General features: G+C 65.1%; 18 protein-coding genes. 13 read left to right on the plus strand and 5 right to left on the minus strand.

The annotated features are described in order from the left end of the window. Positions 1-4: 4 nt before the first annotated feature. From dapC to prmB, 5 genes are read left to right on the plus strand one after another with little or no spacing between them, the layout of a single operon-like run. Complete coding sequence (dapC, locus tag AC1DYS_RS22660) at positions 5-1,219, plus strand: succinyldiaminopimelate transaminase (protein WP_477903346.1); 1,215 nt, start codon at positions 5-7, stop codon at positions 1,217-1,219. 6 nt (positions 1,220-1,225) lie between these two features. Continuing rightward, positions 1,226-2,050 (plus strand): 2,3,4,5-tetrahydropyridine-2,6-dicarboxylate N-succinyltransferase, encoded by an 825-nt coding sequence (gene dapD, locus AC1DYS_RS22665; RefSeq protein WP_477903348.1) that lies wholly within the window; start codon positions 1,226-1,228, stop codon positions 2,048-2,050. 60 nt (positions 2,051-2,110) lie between these two features. After that, positions 2,111-3,331, plus strand: coding sequence for a PilT/PilU family type 4a pilus ATPase (locus tag AC1DYS_RS22670; RefSeq protein ID WP_477903804.1), 1,221 nt, complete (start codon positions 2,111-2,113; stop codon positions 3,329-3,331). Next, positions 3,331-4,476: a succinyl-diaminopimelate desuccinylase gene (dapE, locus tag AC1DYS_RS22675; protein ID WP_477903350.1), complete on the plus strand. Its 1,146-nt coding sequence runs from the start codon at positions 3,331-3,333 to the stop codon at positions 4,474-4,476. The genes AC1DYS_RS22670 and dapE overlap by 1 nt, the downstream gene beginning before the upstream one ends. Beyond that, positions 4,473-5,357, plus strand: coding sequence for a 50S ribosomal protein L3 N(5)-glutamine methyltransferase (gene prmB / locus AC1DYS_RS22680; RefSeq protein ID WP_477903352.1), 885 nt, complete (start codon positions 4,473-4,475; stop codon positions 5,355-5,357). Before dapE ends, prmB begins: the two co-directional genes overlap by 4 nt. A gap of 1 nt (position 5,358) precedes the next feature. Here prmB and AC1DYS_RS22685 read toward each other — a convergent pair whose 3' ends face one another. The 3 genes from AC1DYS_RS22685 to AC1DYS_RS22695 form a co-directional block, all read right to left on the minus strand. Then, positions 5,359-6,576 (minus strand): MFS transporter, encoded by a 1,218-nt coding sequence (locus AC1DYS_RS22685; RefSeq protein WP_477903354.1) that lies wholly within the window; start codon positions 6,574-6,576, stop codon positions 5,359-5,361. Positions 6,577-6,615: 39 nt separating this feature from the next. Continuing rightward, positions 6,616-7,242, minus strand: coding sequence for a TetR/AcrR family transcriptional regulator (locus AC1DYS_RS22690; protein ID WP_477903356.1), 627 nt, complete (start codon positions 7,240-7,242; stop codon positions 6,616-6,618). A gap of 70 nt (positions 7,243-7,312) precedes the next feature. After that, entirely contained in the window at positions 7,313-8,545 is a 1,233-nt protein-coding gene (locus tag AC1DYS_RS22695) for a cystathionine gamma-synthase family protein (protein WP_477903358.1), read from the minus strand. A gap of 53 nt (positions 8,546-8,598) precedes the next feature. Between AC1DYS_RS22695 and abc-f the strand changes: the two genes are divergently transcribed. The 3 genes from abc-f (at position 8,599) to AC1DYS_RS22710 (ending at position 11,642) form a co-directional block, all read left to right on the plus strand. Beyond that, positions 8,599-10,575, plus strand: a complete 1,977-nt coding sequence (abc-f, locus tag AC1DYS_RS22700) for a ribosomal protection-like ABC-F family protein (RefSeq protein ID WP_477903360.1) — start codon at positions 8,599-8,601, stop codon at positions 10,573-10,575. Between the two features lie 110 nt (positions 10,576-10,685). Further along, positions 10,686-11,174: a MarR family winged helix-turn-helix transcriptional regulator gene (locus AC1DYS_RS22705; RefSeq protein ID WP_477903362.1), complete on the plus strand. Its 489-nt coding sequence runs from the start codon at positions 10,686-10,688 to the stop codon at positions 11,172-11,174. A 42-nt stretch (positions 11,175-11,216) separates the two neighbouring features. Beyond that, entirely contained in the window at positions 11,217-11,642 is a 426-nt protein-coding gene (locus AC1DYS_RS22710) for an organic hydroperoxide resistance protein (protein ID WP_477903364.1), read from the plus strand. Between the two features lie 85 nt (positions 11,643-11,727). On the opposite strand, the gene AC1DYS_RS22715 is transcribed toward AC1DYS_RS22710, so the two are convergent. Further along, the gene (locus tag AC1DYS_RS22715) at positions 11,728-12,675 is read right to left on the minus strand and encodes an asparaginase (RefSeq protein ID WP_477903366.1); all 948 of its coding nucleotides are present in this window, start codon (positions 12,673-12,675) and stop codon (positions 11,728-11,730) included. An 82-nt stretch (positions 12,676-12,757) separates the two neighbouring features. On the opposite strand from AC1DYS_RS22715, the gene lexA reads away from it, so the two are divergent. Genes lexA through AC1DYS_RS22740 form a run of 5 tightly spaced genes read left to right on the plus strand, consistent with a single transcriptional unit; the run spans position 12,758 to position 15,327 of the window. Further along, positions 12,758-13,435 carry a transcriptional repressor LexA gene (gene lexA, locus AC1DYS_RS22720; protein WP_477903368.1) on the plus strand — a complete coding sequence of 226 codons (678 nt, stop codon included), beginning with the start codon at positions 12,758-12,760 and terminating at the stop codon, positions 13,433-13,435. 11 nt (positions 13,436-13,446) lie between these two features. Then, positions 13,447-13,788: a helix-hairpin-helix domain-containing protein gene (locus tag AC1DYS_RS22725; RefSeq protein ID WP_477903370.1), complete on the plus strand. Its 342-nt coding sequence runs from the start codon at positions 13,447-13,449 to the stop codon at positions 13,786-13,788. A gap of 44 nt (positions 13,789-13,832) precedes the next feature. Further along, entirely contained in the window at positions 13,833-14,342 is a 510-nt protein-coding gene (locus tag AC1DYS_RS22730) for a P-loop nucleotide/nucleoside kinase family protein (RefSeq protein WP_477903372.1), read from the plus strand. Between the two features lie 21 nt (positions 14,343-14,363). Then, positions 14,364-14,765 (plus strand): VOC family protein, encoded by a 402-nt coding sequence (locus AC1DYS_RS22735; protein WP_477903374.1) that lies wholly within the window; start codon positions 14,364-14,366, stop codon positions 14,763-14,765. A gap of 31 nt (positions 14,766-14,796) precedes the next feature. Continuing rightward, positions 14,797-15,327: a DUF3224 domain-containing protein gene (locus AC1DYS_RS22740; protein WP_477903376.1), complete on the plus strand. Its 531-nt coding sequence runs from the start codon at positions 14,797-14,799 to the stop codon at positions 15,325-15,327. A 79-nt stretch (positions 15,328-15,406) separates the two neighbouring features. Here AC1DYS_RS22740 and AC1DYS_RS22745 read toward each other — a convergent pair whose 3' ends face one another. Continuing rightward, positions 15,407-16,891, minus strand: a complete 1,485-nt coding sequence (locus AC1DYS_RS22745) for a hypothetical protein (RefSeq protein ID WP_477903378.1) — start codon at positions 16,889-16,891, stop codon at positions 15,407-15,409. Positions 16,892-16,911: the final 20 nt, after the last annotated feature.

The raw sequence follows: 16,911 nt of genomic DNA on the forward strand, positions 1-16,911 counted from the left end.
GGGAATGAATCCGCTTCTCGCCAGGCTGCACCCCTACCCGTTCGAGCGCCTGCGCGCCCTCACCCAAGACATCCAGCCCAACAAGGCGCTCAAGGCCATCAGCCTCGGCATCGGCGAGCCCAAGCACGCGACGCCCGAGTTGATCCTCGACGCTATCAAGAACAACCTGGGCGGCCTGGCCAGCTACCCGGCGACTGCCGGCGAACCTGCGTTACGCCAGGCCTGTGTCGGCTGGCTGTCGCGGCGCTACGGTGTGGCGGTGGATGCGGCCACGCAGGTGCTGCCGGTCAACGGCTCGCGCGAGGCCTTGTTCGCGCTGGCCCAGACGGTCATCGACCCGACGAAGCCGCGCGCCACCGTGGTCTGCCCCAACCCGTTCTATCAAATCTACGAAGGCGCGGCGCTGCTGTCGGGCGCCGAAACGTACTTCGTCAACAGCGACCCGGCGCGCAACTTCGCTGCCGACTGGGCCGCGGTGCCCGAGAGCGTGTGGGCGCGAACGCAACTCGTCTACGTGTGCTCGCCCGGCAACCCGACCGGGGCGACGATGCCGCTGTCGGAATGGAAACACCTGTTCGAGCTGAGCGAGCGCTTCGGCTTCGTCATCGCCTCGGACGAGTGCTATTCGGAGATCTACTTCCGCGACGAGCCGCCGCTGGGTTCGCTGGAAGCCGCCACGCAGCTCGGCGTGAAGAACTTCAAGAACCTGATCGCGCTGACCAGCCTCTCGAAGCGCTCCAACGTGCCGGGCATGCGCTCGGGCTTCGTGGCGGGCGATGCGCAGCTCATCAAGCACTTCTTGCTGTACCGCACCTACCACGGCAGCGCGATGAGCCAGACCATCCAGCACGCCAGCATCGCCGCCTGGAACGACGAAGCGCACGTGGTGGCCAACCGCGACAAATACCGCCGCAAATTCGCGCAGGTCACGCCGGTGCTGTCGCAGGTGCTTGACGTGAAGCTGCCCGACGCGAGTTTCTACCTCTGGGCCGGGGTGCCCAAGCACATCGCAGGCGGCGACGACATCGCCTTCGCGCTGGAGCTGCTGGCTCAATACAATGTGGCGGTGCTGCCGGGCAGCCTGCTGGCACGCGACGCACATGGCATCAACCCGGGCGCAGGGCGCATCCGGCTGGCCCTGGTGGCCGAAGCCGATGAATGCCTGGAAGCCGCAGAACGCATTGCCTCCTTTGTTCGCTCTTACGTCACCCCACGGTAACCCTCCATGACCCAACAACTGCAAACCCTCATCGACAACGCGTGGGAAGACCGTGCGACCCTGAACGCACAGAGCGCCAGCAAAGAAGTGCGCGAGGCCGTCGACCATGTGCTGAACGACCTGAACAAGGGCCGCATCCGCGTCGCCGAGCGCCAGGGCGTGGGCCAGTGGACAACCAACCAGTGGATGAAGAAGGCCGTGCTGCTGTCGTTCCGCCTGAGCGACAACGCGCTGATGCACGCCGGCGAGCTGGCCTTCTTCGACAAGGTCAAGACCAAGTTCTCGCACCTCGACGAGAGCCAGGTGCGCGAAGCCGGTGTGCGCATCGTGCCGCCGGCCGTGGCACGCCACGGCGCCTACCTGGCGAAGAACGTGGTGATGATGCCCAGCTACGTGAACATCGGCGCCTACGTCGATGAAGGCACCATGGTCGACACGTGGTCGACCGTCGGTTCGTGCGCTCAGATCGGCAAGAACGTGCACCTGAGCGGCGGCGTCGGCATCGGCGGCGTGCTCGAGCCGCTGCAGGCCAACCCGACCATCATCGAAGACAACTGCTTTGTCGGTGCCCGGTCCGAAGTGGCCGAAGGCGTGATCGTCGAAGAGAACTCGGTGATCTCGATGGGCGTCTACCTCGGCCAGAGCACCAAGATTCTCGACCGCGCCACCGGCGAGGTGATCTACGGCCGCGTGCCTTCGGGCTCGGTGGTGGTGGCGGGCAACATGCCCAGCGCCGACGGCAGCCACAGCCTGTACTGTGCGGTGATCGTCAAACGCGTCGACGCGAAGACGCGCAGCAAGACCAGCATCAACGAACTGCTGCGCAGCTGAGAAGCTCTCCCCTCTCCTTCTTGATCGACACATGGGCCTGAAAGGACTTCCATGAACACCATGACGAACGGCGCCACCAGCAGCAGCGCAGGCACAGGCGGCAACATGGAGCGCGTGCTCCGGCTGATGGCCGAGAAGAGCGCTTCTGACGTCTACCTGTCCGCCGCGACGCCCATACTGATCAAGATCAACGGGCAGATTCTTCAGCTCTCCGACCAGCCGTTGAGCGCCGCCCAGCCGCGCCAGCTGCTGGCCGAACTGCTCACGCCCAGCCAGCTCGAAGACCTGGAAGACACCGGCGAGCTGAACGTCGGCATCGGCATCAGTGGCGTCGGCAGCTTCCGCCTGAGCGCCTTCCGCCAGCGCGGCTCCATCGCCGCGGTGTTCCGCTGCATTCCACACGACATTCCGCAGCTGGGCAGCCTGAACCTGCCGCCGGTTCTGAGCACCCTGATCCTCGAGAAGCGCGGGCTGATCCTGCTGGTGGGCGCCACCGGCACCGGCAAGAGCACGACGCTCGCGTCGATGATCGAGCAGCGCAACCAGCAGATGGCCGGGCACATCCTGACCATCGAAGACCCGATCGAGTTCATGTTTCACAACAAGCGCTCGATGATCAATCAGCGCGAGGTCGGACGTGATACGCAGTCGCTGCAGGTGGCGCTGAAGAACGCGCTGCGCCAGGCACCTGACTGCATTTACATCGGCGAAATCCGCGACCGCGAAACGATGACCATGGCGATCTCGTATTCGCTGTCTGGCCACCTGGTCGTATCAACACTGCACGCCAACAACAGCTACCACGCGCTGGGTCGCATCTTGTCGTTCTACGCGCCTGAATCGCGGCCCGCGCTGCTGTCCGACTTGTCGTCGGGCCTGCGCGCCATCGTGTCGCAACGTCTGGTGCGCGCATCGGCGGGTGGCCGCCGGCCGGCGGTCGAGGTGATGCTCAACACCAAGCTGGTGTCGGAACTGATCGAACAAGGCGACTTCAACGGCGTGAAGGAAGCGATGGAAAAGTCGCTGGCCGAAGGCTCGCAGACCTTCGAGGCCGACCTCGCCAAGCTGATCGGCGAAGGCGTGATCACGCGCGACGAAGGCCTGGCCTACGCCGACTCGCCGACCAACCTGATGTGGCGCCTGCAGAACGACATGGAACCCGTGTCTCGTCTGCAGCCCAAAAAGGATGACGTCAGCGACGATCAGCCCACGTTCACCGATATCCAACTGGATGTCCACACGGACGATGGCCGCTCGAGCGGCTTCATGCCCAGATACTGATGTCGGCGGCTCTGCAACTCACCGAAGCGCTGATCGCTCGGCGTTCCCACACGCCCGATGACGGCGGTTGCCAGGACCTGTTGTCCGAGCGTTTGCGTCCCCTCGGCTTCGAGTGCGAGACGCTGAGCTTCGGGCCGGACAACTTTCGCGTCACCAACCTGTGGGCGGTGCGGCGGGGCCGCCCAGGCGGCAAGCTGCTGATGTTCGCCGGCCACACCGACGTGGTGCCGACCGGCCCGCTCGCCCAGTGGCACAGCGACCCGTTCGTGCCGACGCACCGCGGCGGCAAGCTCTATGGGCGCGGCGCTGCCGACATGAAGACGTCGATCGCTGCGATGGTGGTGGCGATCGAAGAGTTCATTGCCGAGCATGGTGAAACTTGCGGCAGCATTGCGCTGCTGATCACCAGCGACGAAGAAGGCCCGTCGGTCGACGGCACGGTGAAGGTCTGCGAGGTGTTGAAGCAGCGCGGCGAGGTCATCGACTTCTGCATCGTCGGCGAGCCCACCTCGGTCCACCGCCTGGGCGACATGATCAAGAACGGCCGCCGCGGCTCGCTCACGGGCAAGCTCAGCGTCAAGGGCGTGCAAGGCCACATCGCCTACCCTCAACTGGCCAGAAACCCGATCCACCTCGTGGCTTCGGCACTGGCCGAGCTGGTGCGCATCGAGTGGGACTTTGGCAACGAGTACTTCCCGCCGACGAGCTGGCAGATGTCGAACATCCATGCCGGCACCGGCGCGGGCAACGTCATCCCGGGCGAACTGGTGGTCGACTTCAACTTCCGCTTCTCGACCGAATCGACGCCCGAGTCGCTGAAATCGCGCGTGCATGCGGTGCTCGACAACCATGCGCTGGACTACGAGCTCGCCTGGACGCTGAGCGGCGAGCCGTTCCTCACGCCGCAGGGCGACCTGGTCAAGGCGCTGAGCGATGCGATCCGCAGCGAAACCGGCGTCGCCACCGAACTGTCGACGACCGGTGGCACATCCGACGGGCGTTTCATCTCGAAGATCTGCCAGCAAGTGGTCGAGTTCGGGCCGCTCAACGAAACCATTCACAAGATCGACGAGAACGTGGTCGTGGCGGACATCGAACCGCTGAAGAAAATCTATCGCAAGACACTCGAAGGGCTGCTCCTATGAACCTCATCGACTTCATCACGGCGCAAACCGCCCGCCTCAAACAGGCGGGCGTTTCATTTGGGCACGGCACGAACAACGCCTTCGACGAAGGTGCATGGCTGGTGCTGTGGGCACTCGGCATGCCACTCGACGCGCTGGAGCAGCACGCCAAGCGCGAGCTCAGCCCCGAAGAGACCACCAAGGCCGAAGCGCTGGTCACCGAACGCATCGAGACCCGCAAGCCTGCGGCCTACCTCACGAAGGAAGCCTGGCTGCAGAACGTGCCCTTCTACATCGACGAGCGCAGCATCGTGCCGCGCTCCTTCATCGCCGAGCTGTTGGCCGACGGTGAAGGCGAAGGCACGCTGGACACCTGGCTCTCGGACGAAACGCATCGCGTGCTCGATCTGTGCACCGGCAACGGCAGCTTGGCGGTGATCGCCGCCATGGCCTACCCCGAGGTGAAGGTCGATGCGGCCGACATCTCTGACGATGCACTGGCCATCGCGCGCATCAACGTCGACAAGCACAAGTTCGGCAAGCGCATCACGCTCGTTAAGTCAGATCTTCTGAACGACGTGACGGGGCCTTACGACCTGATCGTCTGCAACCCGCCTTACGTCAATTCGCGCAGCATGGCCGAGCTGCCGCAGGAGTACCGGCACGAACCCGCGCTGGCACTGGCCGGTGGTGACGACGGCATGGACCTGGTGCGCCGCATCCTGAAAGACGCTCCCTCGAGGATGAGCCCGATCGGCGTGCTGGTGCTGGAGATTGGCAACGAACGTGCGCATTTCGAACACGCCTTCCGCAAGCTCGAGGTGGTCTGGCTCGACACCAGCGCAGGCGACGACCAGGTGCTGCTGGTCGCGCGCGATGCGCTGGTGAAGTGGGCTCGTTAGTTCACGCGTGAGCGTTCGCGCCGGCGTGCGTTTCGGTGGCGAACAGGATCAGTGCCAACACCGGGAAGCCGGTGCCGATGAGGCTGACCCACAACCAGCCGCCGTGAACGAAGGCCACACTCGCCACCGCTGAACCCAGCGCACCGCCGGCAAAGAACAGCGCGAGGTACAACGCGTTGAGCCGGCTGCGAACGTGTTCTCCGAGAGTAAGGATGGCGCGCTGCCCCAGCACCAGGTTGGCCTGCACGCCCAGGTCGATCACGATGCCGCCTATCAGCAAGGCGATGAGCGAGCCGCTCACGCCGATCGCACTGCCCGCAAAGGCGAGCGCAATCATCACCAGTGCAACGCCGGTGCCTAGACGCGTGTGACCCTTGTCCGCCATCCAGCCGGCGACGGGGGCAGCGAACACGCCTGCCACGCCGGCGAGTGCGAACCAGGCGATGCCTCGCTGCGACAGATTGAATTCCGGGCCGGCCAGCATCAGGGGCACCGCCGTCCAGTAGAGGCTGAAGGCTGCGAAGGCGGCGGCCTGGTAGGCCGCACGGCGGCGCAGCACCGGGGTGTCACGCAACAGCGCCCACAGCGAGCGGATGAGCGACGCATAGGTCTGCGTGTTGTTCGGGCGGCGCTGTGGCAGCAGGTTGTGGAGCACCAGCGCCATCACGATCATCAGCACGGCGGAGAGGCCGAACACGGCACGCCAGCCCCACGCATCGGCGATGAGGCTGGACACCGGGCGCGCGAGCATGATGCCGGCGAGCAGGCCGCTCACCACCTTGCCGACCACACGGCCGCGCGAAGCTTCGGGCGCCATGTGCGCCGCCATCGGCACCAGCATCTGCACCGCCACCGAGGCCAGCCCAACGCACAGCGCGGCGAGCAGGAAGATGGGTTCGTTCGGCGCGAGTGCCTCGGCGGCCAACGCGACCGAGGCCGCCACCAGCGTCGTGATGACAAGGCGGCGGTTCTCCAGCCGATCGGCGAGCGGGACCAGCAGCACCAGGCCGGCGCAGTAGCCCATCTGCGTCAGCGTGACGATCAGGCTCGCGCCGCGCGAATCGATGCCGACCGCCGGCCCGATCAAGCCGATGAGGGGTTGGGCGTAGTACAGGTTGGCGGCGATCAGGCCGCAGGCCGTGGCCATGAGCAGCATCAGCCAGTTCTGGATGCCGGGGACCGCGGCGGCTGGTGCGGTGGCAGTTGAGGTGGAGGTCAAGTGAACGTCCTTGTCGGAAGAAATTTCAGAGGTCAGAAATCAGCGCGTCACGTGGAGCGCCCGCAATGCGACGTCGACAGCGGCCTTCATCTCGCTGCGCGTGGGCATGCTCTTGCCCACGACGCGCAGGCCTTGCATGAGGCTCAGCAGAAAGCGGGCCGCCGCATCGACATCGACGTCAGTCGCGACCGAGCCATCAGCCTGGCCCTGGCGTACCAGTTCGGCCAGCAGAGCCTCGCGGCGCCGGAAGGCGGCTTTGACCAGACGTGCGATCTCATCGTCGCCGGCAGCCAGCTCCACCGCCGTGTTCACGACCAGGCAACCTCGGCGGCCGTCGACCCCGCACGAAATGGCGGCGTAGTGCGTCAGCGCAGCTCGCAGTTTGTTCAGCCCGAGCTGCTCCGACGCGATGGCATCGCTCAGCTCTTTGCCGCGCCGAAGCGACTGGTGCTCCACCGTGGCGAGAAACACCGCACGCTTGTCCGCAAAGGCCTTGTAGAGACTGCCTGCGCTGAGACCGGTGGCTACGGCCAGGTCGTTGATCGAGGTGCCGTGGTAACCGCGCTCGCTGAACACGTCCGCAGCGCTCACGAGCACCGCATCGAGATCGAACTCTCGGGGTCGGCCGGGCCCGCGTGGGCGATCGATGACAGCGTGTGCAGGCATGGATCGATTATGGATTGATCATTTCCAAATTAACCCGGGCAGCGCGGATGCCCATTCAAACCGAAGGGGCTCAGAGCTTGTTCAGTGCCTGCGCGAAATCGGCCCGCAGGTCGATGAAGTCTTCGATGCCCACCGACACGCGGATCAGCGATTCGGCAATGCCCATGCGCTGGCGCCGCTCCAGGCCCATCTCCCAGAAGATGGTCTGCGCGACCGGAATGGCCAGCGTGCGGTTGTCGCCGAGGTGGCTGGACTTGATGACCAGCTGCAAGGCGTCGAGGAAGGCGAAGGTGTCGTGCCCTTCTTTCAGCTCGAAGCTCATCAGCGCCCCGAATGCGCGGAACCATTGCCGAGCCTTGTCGTGCTGCGCGTGACTCGCCAGGCCGGGGTAATGCACGCGTGCCACCTGGGGTTGCGCTTCGAGCCAGGTGCAGAGCTTGAGCGCGTTCTCGCAGGCGCGGTCCATGCGCAAGGCCAGCGTCTCGGCGCCGGTGGCGATGCGGTGTGCCGCCTCGGCGCCCATGGTGGCACCCATGTCCCGCAGGCCCTTCTTGCGGATTTGGAGCAAGCCCCAGGTCTTGGGCGCGCCCTTCTTGTACGAGGCCTGGATGTTGGGGAAGGCAGCCCATTCAAAGAGCCCGGTGTCGGTGACGGCGCCGCCCAGTGCGTTGCCATGGCCGCTGATCGATTTGGTGAGCGAATTGACCACCAGCCCGGCCTTCACCTGCGAGGGGCGGAACAGGTACGGCGTCGTCATGGTGTTGTCGACCACGTACAGAATGCCGCGTTCTGCACAGACCCGCCCGATGACTTCGAGGTCCGCAACTTGCGTGCGGGGGTTGGCAATCGTTTCTGCGAAGACAATACGGGTTTCCGGCCGAATGGCGGCGGCCACGTGATCGGCCACTGTGGCATCAACCAGCGTCACTTGGCAGCCCAGGGTTTCAAGGGTCTGCAAGAGGCTGCTGGTGTTGCCGAACAGGAACTGGCTGGCCACGACATGGTCACCCCGTTTCAGCAAGGCAAACAGCAGCGAGGCGATGGCGCCCATGCCGGTGGCGAAGCACACGGTGCCCACGCCGCCTTCGAGCAGCGTGACCTTCTGCTCCAGGGCCTGGCTGGTCGGGTTGCCTTGGCGGGCGTAGACATGGCCACTGCGGTCGCCCTGGAACACGGCGGCCAGTTCGGCGGCCGTGTCGTAGCCAAAAGCCGCCGACACGTGAAGAGGCTTGTGGGTAGCGCCATGCTCCGCGCCGAAAAGGCGGTCGGCATGCAGGATTTGAGTGGTCAGGCCTCGGCTCATGGTCGCTTTGCTCTCGGTTTTTGAGTTTTCAGATTGGTAGATTCGATTTCATCATGATTGTCATCAAGAACATCACGCTGCGACGCGGCACCAAGATCGTGTTGCAAGACGCGAGCGTCACGCTGCAGCCCGGCGAGAAGATCGGCCTGGTCGGGCGCAACGGCGCCGGCAAGTCATCGCTGTTCTCCTTGCTCACGCACCGGCTGCAGTCCGACGCAGGCGACGTGTCGATCCCGCCGCGCTGGCTGGTGGGCGAGGTGGCGCAGAACATGCCCGAGACCGAAGACGGCGCCACCGACTACGTGCTCGAAGGTGACACGCGCCTGCAAGCCGCCAATGCCGCGCTGCTGGCCGCCGAAGCGGCCGACGACGGCAATGCCATGGCCCATGCCCACCAAGAGATCGCCGAGGCCGGCGGCTTCGAAGCTCGCCCCAAGGCGCAGGCGCTGCTGATGGGCCTGGGCTTTCGCGTCGACCAGCTCGACGACCCGGTCAACAGCTTCTCGGGCGGCTGGAGGATGAGACTCCAGCTCGCACGCGCACTGATGTGCCCGGCCGACCTGATGCTGCTCGACGAACCCACCAACCACCTGGACCTGGACGCCCTGGTCTGGCTGGAAGCCTGGCTGCAGAAGTACGAAGGCACGATGATCGTCATCAGCCACGACCGCGAATTCCTCGACGCCATCACCAAGGTCACGCTGCACCTCGACGAGACGCGCCTGACCCGCTACACCGGCAACTACACCGCCTTCGAAGAGATGCGCGCCGAGCGGCTCTTGCAGGCCCAGGCCAGCTTCGCCAAGCAGCAGGAGCGCATGGCGCACCTGCAGAAGTTCATCGACCGCTTCAAGGCCAAGGCGAGCAAGGCCAAGCAGGCGCAAAGCCGTGTGAAGGCGCTGGCCCGCATGGAAAAGCTCGGGCCGGTGCTGACGAGTAGCGACTTCCAGTTCGAGTTCCGCGAGCCGCAAAGCCTGCCCAACCCGATGCTCGCGTTCTCGGTGATGGCCTGCGGCTACAACGGCGTGCCGATCATCAGCAACATCAACCGCTCGGTGCTCGCCGGCCAGCGCATCGGCATCCTCGGCGCCAACGGCCAGGGCAAGTCGACGCTGGTGAAGACCATCGCGAAAGAGATTCCGCTGATCGCCGGCGAAGTGACCGAGGGCAAGGGCTTGTCCATCGGCTACTTTGCGCAGCAGGAGCTCGACGTGCTGTCGCTTGACGACGGCCCGCTGATGCACATGATCCGCCTCGCACGTGACGTCGGGCCACAGGCTCGCGAGCAGGAGCTGCGAGACTTTCTCGGCTCCTTCCGCTTTGTCGGCGAGATGGTCACGCAGGCCGTGGGCTCACTCAGCGGTGGTGAGAAGGCAAGACTGGTGTTGGCGATGCTGGTGTGGCAGCGCCCCAACCTGCTGCTGCTCGACGAGCCGACCAACCACCTGGACCTCACGACCCGTGAAGCATTGAGCATGGCGCTCAACGAATTCGAAGGCACGGTGATGCTGGTGAGCCACGACCGCGCCCTGCTGCGTGAGGTGTGCGATGAGTTCTGGCTCGTCACCGGCGGCGGCGTGCAGCCCTTCGATGGCGACCTCGACGACTACCAGAAGTGGCTGCTTGAAACCTCGCGCGAGATGGCCCGTGCCGCGCGCGACGCCGGCAACGCCAAGGTCAAGGCGAAGAAGGAAAAAGCACAGGCAGCCGTTGCCGCGCCCGTGGCGGCCCCCGTCGCCGCACCATCGTCCAAGGACCGCAAGGCCTCGGGTCAGGCACGCCAGAAACTGGCCGAACAGACCAAGCCCCTGCGCAACGAGCTGGCCGGGCTGGAACGCAGCCTGGCCGCGATGACGCAAGAGAAAGCCAACATCGAGGCGGCGGCTGCTCAATCCGACGTGAGCCCGGCGCAGCGCGTCGAGCAAGGCAAGCGCTTGAAGAAGATCGCCGACGATACAGAGCAGGCCGAGGCTCGCTGGCTCGAACTCACGACGCAGATCGACGCCCTGGTCGCAACCGGCGACGCGTGACAACATGAGGTGGGCCATGGCCCACCTCGCCCTAGGCCCAAGTCCCTGGCGGCATCGGGGTAAATATATTGTTCACAATTCAATTGTGAACATTCGATATACTTCAGCCCATGGACAAGACGACCCAACGCGAAGACAAGTCGAAGGACTGGCTGCTGCTCGACCAGCAGCTCTGCTTCGCGCTGTACTCCACGTCGCTGGCCATGACCAAGATCTACAAACCCTTGCTGGCGCCCCTTGGCCTCACGTATCCGCAGTACCTGGCAATGCTCGTGCTGTGGGAGCGTGATGGCCTCACGGTGAGCGAACTGGGCGAACGCCTGTTCCTCGACTCGGGCACCCTCACCCCGCTGCTCAAGCGCATGGAAGCCTCGGGCTGGCTGCAGCGCGAGCGCGCCGCCGACGACGAGCGCCGCGTGATCGTGAGCCTCACCACCGAGGGCCGTGCCTTGCGCCAGAAGGCGAAGCGCGTACCGTTGCAGCTGGCCGAAGCCACCCGTTGCGGTGTCGACGAGCTGGCCTCCCTGACACAACGCCTTCAGCAACTGCGTGCGCAGTTGCAGGGCGCTGATGAAGACGCGCTCTCCAAAGCGCATTGACCGCTAGACCCTTAGACCCATCCACCCCTGAAGGAGCACACCATGGCACTCGAAAAAGTTCTCTATACCGCCCACGCCACAGCCACCGGCGGCCGCACCGGCGTCGCCTCATCGTCTGATGGCGCCCTGAAGGTCGACCTCAGCACCCCGAAGGAACTGGGCGGCGCAGGCGGCGCTGGCACCAACCCCGAGCAGCTGTTCGCTGCCGGCTACTCGGCCTGCTTCATCGGTGCGATGAAGGCGGTTGCCGGCGGCCAGAAGATCAAGCTGCCGGACGACGTGTCGATCACGTCCGACGTCGGCATCGGCCCGATCCCCGGCGGCTTCGGCATCCAGGTGGCGATGGCCATCACGATCCCCGGCTTCGACAAGGCCCAGGCCGAAGCATTGGTCGCTGCTGCCCACAAGGTGTGCCCGTACTCGAACGCCACCCGCGGCAACATCGACGTCACGCTGACGGTGGTCTGAGCCTTTCTCGTTGGCGCTGAGCCAGTCGATGGGCCTTCGCACACTGCGCAGCCTTCGCCAAGCTCAGCTCGAACGGAGGAGCAGTTCAGGCTTTCAGCAGGGACATCATTCCCAGCATCAGCTCGACCCGCGCCTTCACCGGCGTGAGGTCGTCGGCCGACGGCAACCTGTCGTCGGCCTGGCCCAGCACCCTGCCGTTCAAGCAGCGGCTGCTGCGCAACACCCGAACCCCGCTCGCCTGCGCCTCCAGCAGCGCGGCTTCGAGTTCATGGTGCACCGTGCCGTTGCCGGTGGCCGCCACCACGAGCCCCCGCACACCGCTTGCGCACAGCGCCCGCACCACCGCACCACTCGCGCCGGCATAGCTGCCGATGATCTCGACGCGCGGCCACGCACTCACGTCTGCCGGCAGGCGCTCGGCGCCCATCGCCACGCCCTGCGGCCACGCGCGCCAAAGGCGAAGCTTCTCTTCTTCCATCACGCCCAGCGGCCCGGCATCGCTCGAGCTGAAGGTGTCGATCCGGTAGGTGTGGGTCTTGCGCACGTCGTGCGCGCCGTGCACCTGGCCGTTCACCACCGCCACCACGCCCCGCGCGCCAGCATGGCTCGCCACCCGCACCGCGTCGAGCAGGTTTTGCGGGCCATCGGCATGCAGCGAGGTGGCCGGGCGCATCGCAGCCGTCATCACCACCGGCTTGGTTGGTGCCAGCACGCGCTGCAGAAAGTAGGCCGTCTCTTCGAGCGTGTCTGTGCCGTGGGTCACGACGATGCCGGCCACGTCCGCTCGCGCCAGGTGGTGCGCCACGCGCAGCGCCAGGCTGCGCCACACCGCAAAACTCATGTCCTTGCTGTCGAGCTGTGCGACCTGCTCGCATTCGAGCGGCACGGCAGCCAAGGCCGGCACGGCCTGCACGAGTTGCGACACGCCGATCTGCGCCGCGGTGTAGCCCACGTTGTCGCCGGCCACGGCCGATGTGCCGGCGATGGTGCCGCCGGTGCCGAGAACCACGATCGTGCTTGCGTTCTTTTGCATTTTTCTCAAAGCTGGATGAAAATACAGCCACTGGATGGATGTTCAGCCTCGAACGTTCCGCCCTGTCGCTACAAGGATTGCCATGTACGAAGCGCCCAAACTGACCGACCGCCAGCAGCAGATTCTCGACCTGGTGCAAAGCGCCATCGAACGAACCGGCGCGCCGCCCACGCGGGCAGAAATCGCTGCCGAACTCGGCTTCAAATCGGCCAACGCGGCCGAAGAACATTTGCAGGCCCTCGCCCGCAAAGGCGTCATCGAACTCGTGGGTGGCACCTCGCGCGGCATCCGTTTGAAGTCTGACACATTGCGTGCGCTCAACGAGAGCCGCGGCAAGCAGTACAGCCTGCCCTTGCCCAGCCTGTCGCAGCTCACGCTGCCGCTGGTGGGCCGGGTGGCAGCCGGTAGCCCCATCCTCGCGCAAGAACACATCGACCAGACCTACCTGATGGAAGCCAGCATGTTCCCGCGCCGGCCCGACTACCTGCTGAAGGTCAAGGGCATGAGCATGCGAGACGCCGGCATCATGGACGGCGACCTGCTCGCCGTGCAGAAAGCCAAGGATGCCAAGAACGGCCAGATCGTCGTCGCGCGCCTGGGCGACGAGGTCACCGTCAAGCGCTTCAAGCGCACCCGCACGAGCATCGAGCTGCTGCCCGAGAACCCCGACTTCCAGCCCATCGTCATCCCCTTCGGTGACGTCGATTTCGAACTCGAAGGCCTGGCGGTCGGCTTGATCCGCAACAACATGCCGATGTGAGCGAAGTTGTCATGGCCACTGCCTCATCCGTCAAAGCTCAGGCCGTCAAGGCGCCGGCAATCAAAGCTCCGAAGGCGCACAGCGCAGCAGAGTGCCAGGCGCTCGAGCAGTTGCCCAACATCGGCCCTGCCTTGGCTGAAGACCTGCGCCTGATCGGCATCGATCACCCCAAACAGTTGCGCGGCAAAGACGCCTTCGTGCTTTACCAGCAGCTGTGTGCCATCACCGGCCAGCGCCACGACCCGTGCGTTCTCGACACCTTCATGGCCGCCACCGACTTCATGGCCGGCGCGGCGCCAGCGCCGTGGTGGAGCTATACGGCTCAGCGCAAAGCGTTGTTCGGGCAGGTGTGACAAGCCGGTCTGGGAGACCGGCGCAGCAAGTCCGCACTGAGCACTTGAGCACCGCGTTGCCTGAGCTTCTGGATATCGACGAACTATGTTCGCGACTGTCTGAGTGTGAGCCGGGGTCGGTCATTGGTGTAGAAGGTTTCATGGGCGCAGGCAAGTCTCATCTTGCTTCTTCAATCGGTTCGCGGCTTAGCCTTTTAGTTGTACATACCGACGACGTCGTAACTCCAGCCAACTCCAGCCGTCCCTACGAAGAACTTGTCGACTACGAACGTCTGCAGACGCAAATCAAGAAAGCGGCGGTTCTCCGGTTGTCCGTCGTAGTTGACGGAATTTGTCTGCGCAACATCTTGGCTAGAGCTGGCGTTTCTGCAGCGAAGTACATCTATGTGAAACGCATGACGGAAGGCGGGCTCTGGCACGATGGGTTTCATCTTTCAAGTTTCGAAGGCGACCCTGGCAGCACTCCAGGAGAGCCAGAGCAAAGCGACTTCATGTATCACGTCGAACAACGCCCACATGAATGCTCTGATTATTTTTTTGAACGCATAGAGTAAACATTCGCCCGGTAACTGACCATGAAACAGTCCATCGGCCAAATCTCCGTCGTCGTGCGCGACTACGACGAAGCCATCGACTTCTATGTGAAGACGCTTGGCTTCACGCTGGTCGAAGACACCTACATCGCGAGCCAGGACAAGCGCTGGGTCATCGTCGCGCCACCGGGATCGACTGAGTCGCGCCTGCTGCTCGCCCGAGCCGGCAACGACGAACAGGCCTCGCGCATCGGCAACCAGACCGGCGGCCGGGTGTTCTTGTTTCTCTTCACCGACGACTTCTGGCGCGACTTTCGCAACTACCAGGGCAAGGGCGTGGTCTTCATTCGCGAGCCGAAGGAAGAGTCCTACGGCACCGTCGCCGTGTTCCGGGATCTCTATGGCAACCAGTGGGACTTGATTCAACCCAGGCCGCCTGCCTGAGTAAAAGCGCCTGCCGCGCAAATCAAATGCCATGGAGTCGACACGTCTTCGTTCTGCTGCAGCCGTCGCTCTGTTGCGCGCCGCCACCAGCCTGGGCATGTGCGAGCCCGCGAGTGCCCAGTCCTCCTCCATCGCGCCGCCGCGCAAGCTGAAGGTCAATCCCATGTCCATCCACGCCACTGGTACGTTCGAAGTCAAGCTGCAGCCGCAACCCCTCGCCGACGCCGAGTCGGGCCTCGGGCGCATGTCCATCGACAAGGTCTTCAGCGGAGACCTGCAAGGCACGAGCAAGGGCGAGATGCTCGCGGGCGGTACGGCGGTGAAGGGGTCGGCTGGCTACGTCGCGATCGAGCGCGTGACTGGCACGCTCCACGGCCCCACCGGGTCCTTCATGCTGCAGCACCTGGGCACGATGAACCGCGGCGCTCCGTCGCTGACCGTGCTGGTCATTCCCGATTCCGGCACAGACGAATTGACCGGACTCTCGGGCACGCTGACCATCGACATCGTCGACGGCAAGCACCTCTACACGATGGACTATGTGCTGCCCGCCAAGCAGTAAGGCGCGACGGGCCGCAGGCTCTCTGTGCCAGTTGGTCAGTCGACGAGTGCACCGACGACGGCATGGCTGCCGGGCGCCGTCATGACGGCAACTTGCACGCCGACACCCGCTGCACCTGGACCTTGGAGCCGCCCGGGCTGTAGGCCCACACGACATCACCGGAAGGTGTGCTCGTCATCTCCTGGAACTGGTCGATCGCGAGCGTGGTCGTGACGGGCCCTTCGAGGATGGCACCGGTGGTGGCATCAGCCACGGCCAGCACGAGCTTGCCACCGGCCTTCCAGCCCATCAGCAATTTGCCGGCGCCGTAGGCCGCCATGTAAGGCCGAAACGGATAGGTCGCATCAATGCCGGTGGCATCGGTCACCGTGGTGACGGCGGTCAGCGCGCTGCCGCTCTCCGGCACCTTGGCCAGTTTCAACGCCAGCTTGCCGCCGCTCGACTCGATGTAGTTGAGCCAATGGCCGCCGCTGGTGGGCACCAGGCCGCCGAGGGCGCGCTGCGCCGGGTCGGTGCCGCTCACCCACTGCAACGAACTGGCGGATGACGAGGTGCTGGCAAAGCGCGCCACCTGCATCGCATTCGGGTAGGCATCGCCATGGCAGGCGGCGCCCCACTGCGTTCCGTTGTGGGCCAGCCGCACCGACCAGCTGTGGCTGCAACCCCAATCCCAGCCGCCGGAGAGCAAGCCGCCGGTGGCCCCATCGACGAACTTCAGCGTGTCGCCCGCATGGATGTCGACCTCGCCAGCCACGTTGGGGCGCTCGGTCGACAGTGCGGAGCGGTAGTACACGCCGATCTTCGAGCCGTCGGTGGCCAGCCGTGCGGTGTGGCCGTACCACCAGATGAACTGGGCACCGACGCTGTCGACGTTGCCCTTCTTCGTCAGCGTGGTCCGGGTAAGCGTGGTGCCAGCTGCATCGACACGCACGAGGTCCATCTTGCCGCACACCGAATTGCTCGGCGTGGCGCTCGATTGGCAGTACTTGGAGGAGTAGATGTCCGGGTCATTGGCCATCACAGCCAGTGCCGCACCGTTCGCCGTGGCGAGCATGGCGTGCACTTCCAGCCCTGCGACACCGGGCAAGGTCTGGGCAAGCGCGTCGCCCGCGGTCAGCAACGCCATCTTGATCGACTGGGTGCCCTTGTCGGTCCAGGCGAGCAGCGCACTGCCGTCGCTGCGTGGGGCCATGACGGCAGGCGTGTATTCGTCGTTGGGCGCCGCGTTGCCGCCGACCGCCAGCGCGGTCGAGCGCACCCGTTTGTCCAGCGGGTCGCAGGCCGCGGGCGCGGGCGCGGGCGCTGGCGCTGGCGCTGGCGCTGGCGCGGGCGCTGGTGCGGGTGCGGGTGCGGGTGCGGGTGCGGGTGCGGGTGCCGGAGCTGGGCCAGGTGCAGGTGCAGGTGCAGGTGCAGGTGCAGGTGCAGGTGCAGGTGCAGTCGCTACGGGCGTACCGGACACACCATCCTGCGATCCACCGCCGCATGCAGCGAGCACCGCCGCCATGTTCATCAGCAAGGTCACACGGAGCGCACGCGCGGACAGGGGTGTTCGACTGGAAGCCATGGCGAAGGTCTCTTGTTGGA

The organism is Rhizobacter sp. P2_G4 (assembly GCF_056403575.1).

Coding starts and splice junctions, on each gene's coding strand:
- dapC (WP_477903346.1), top strand. CDS start 5: ATGAATCCGCTTCTCGCCAGGCTGCACCCCTACCCGTTCGAGCGCCTG.
- dapD (WP_477903348.1), top strand. CDS start 1,226: ATGACCCAACAACTGCAAACCCTCATCGACAACGCGTGGGAAGACCGT.
- AC1DYS_RS22670 (WP_477903804.1), top strand. CDS start 2,111: ATGACGAACGGCGCCACCAGCAGCAGCGCAGGCACAGGCGGCAACATG.
- dapE (WP_477903350.1), top strand. CDS start 3,331: ATGTCGGCGGCTCTGCAACTCACCGAAGCGCTGATCGCTCGGCGTTCC.
- prmB (WP_477903352.1), top strand. CDS start 4,473: ATGAACCTCATCGACTTCATCACGGCGCAAACCGCCCGCCTCAAACAG.
- AC1DYS_RS22690 (WP_477903356.1), bottom strand. CDS start 7,242: ATGCCTGCACACGCTGTCATCGATCGCCCACGCGGGCCCGGCCGACCC.
- AC1DYS_RS22695 (WP_477903358.1), bottom strand. CDS start 8,545: ATGAGCCGAGGCCTGACCACTCAAATCCTGCATGCCGACCGCCTTTTC.
- abc-f (WP_477903360.1), top strand. CDS start 8,599: ATGATTGTCATCAAGAACATCACGCTGCGACGCGGCACCAAGATCGTG.
- AC1DYS_RS22705 (WP_477903362.1), top strand. CDS start 10,686: ATGGACAAGACGACCCAACGCGAAGACAAGTCGAAGGACTGGCTGCTG.
- AC1DYS_RS22710 (WP_477903364.1), top strand. CDS start 11,217: ATGGCACTCGAAAAAGTTCTCTATACCGCCCACGCCACAGCCACCGGC.
- AC1DYS_RS22715 (WP_477903366.1), bottom strand. CDS start 12,675: ATGCAAAAGAACGCAAGCACGATCGTGGTTCTCGGCACCGGCGGCACC.
- lexA (WP_477903368.1), top strand. CDS start 12,758: ATGTACGAAGCGCCCAAACTGACCGACCGCCAGCAGCAGATTCTCGAC.
- AC1DYS_RS22725 (WP_477903370.1), top strand. CDS start 13,447: ATGGCCACTGCCTCATCCGTCAAAGCTCAGGCCGTCAAGGCGCCGGCA.
- AC1DYS_RS22735 (WP_477903374.1), top strand. CDS start 14,364: ATGAAACAGTCCATCGGCCAAATCTCCGTCGTCGTGCGCGACTACGAC.
- AC1DYS_RS22740 (WP_477903376.1), top strand. CDS start 14,797: ATGGAGTCGACACGTCTTCGTTCTGCTGCAGCCGTCGCTCTGTTGCGC.
- AC1DYS_RS22745 (WP_477903378.1), bottom strand. CDS start 16,891: ATGGCTTCCAGTCGAACACCCCTGTCCGCGCGTGCGCTCCGTGTGACC.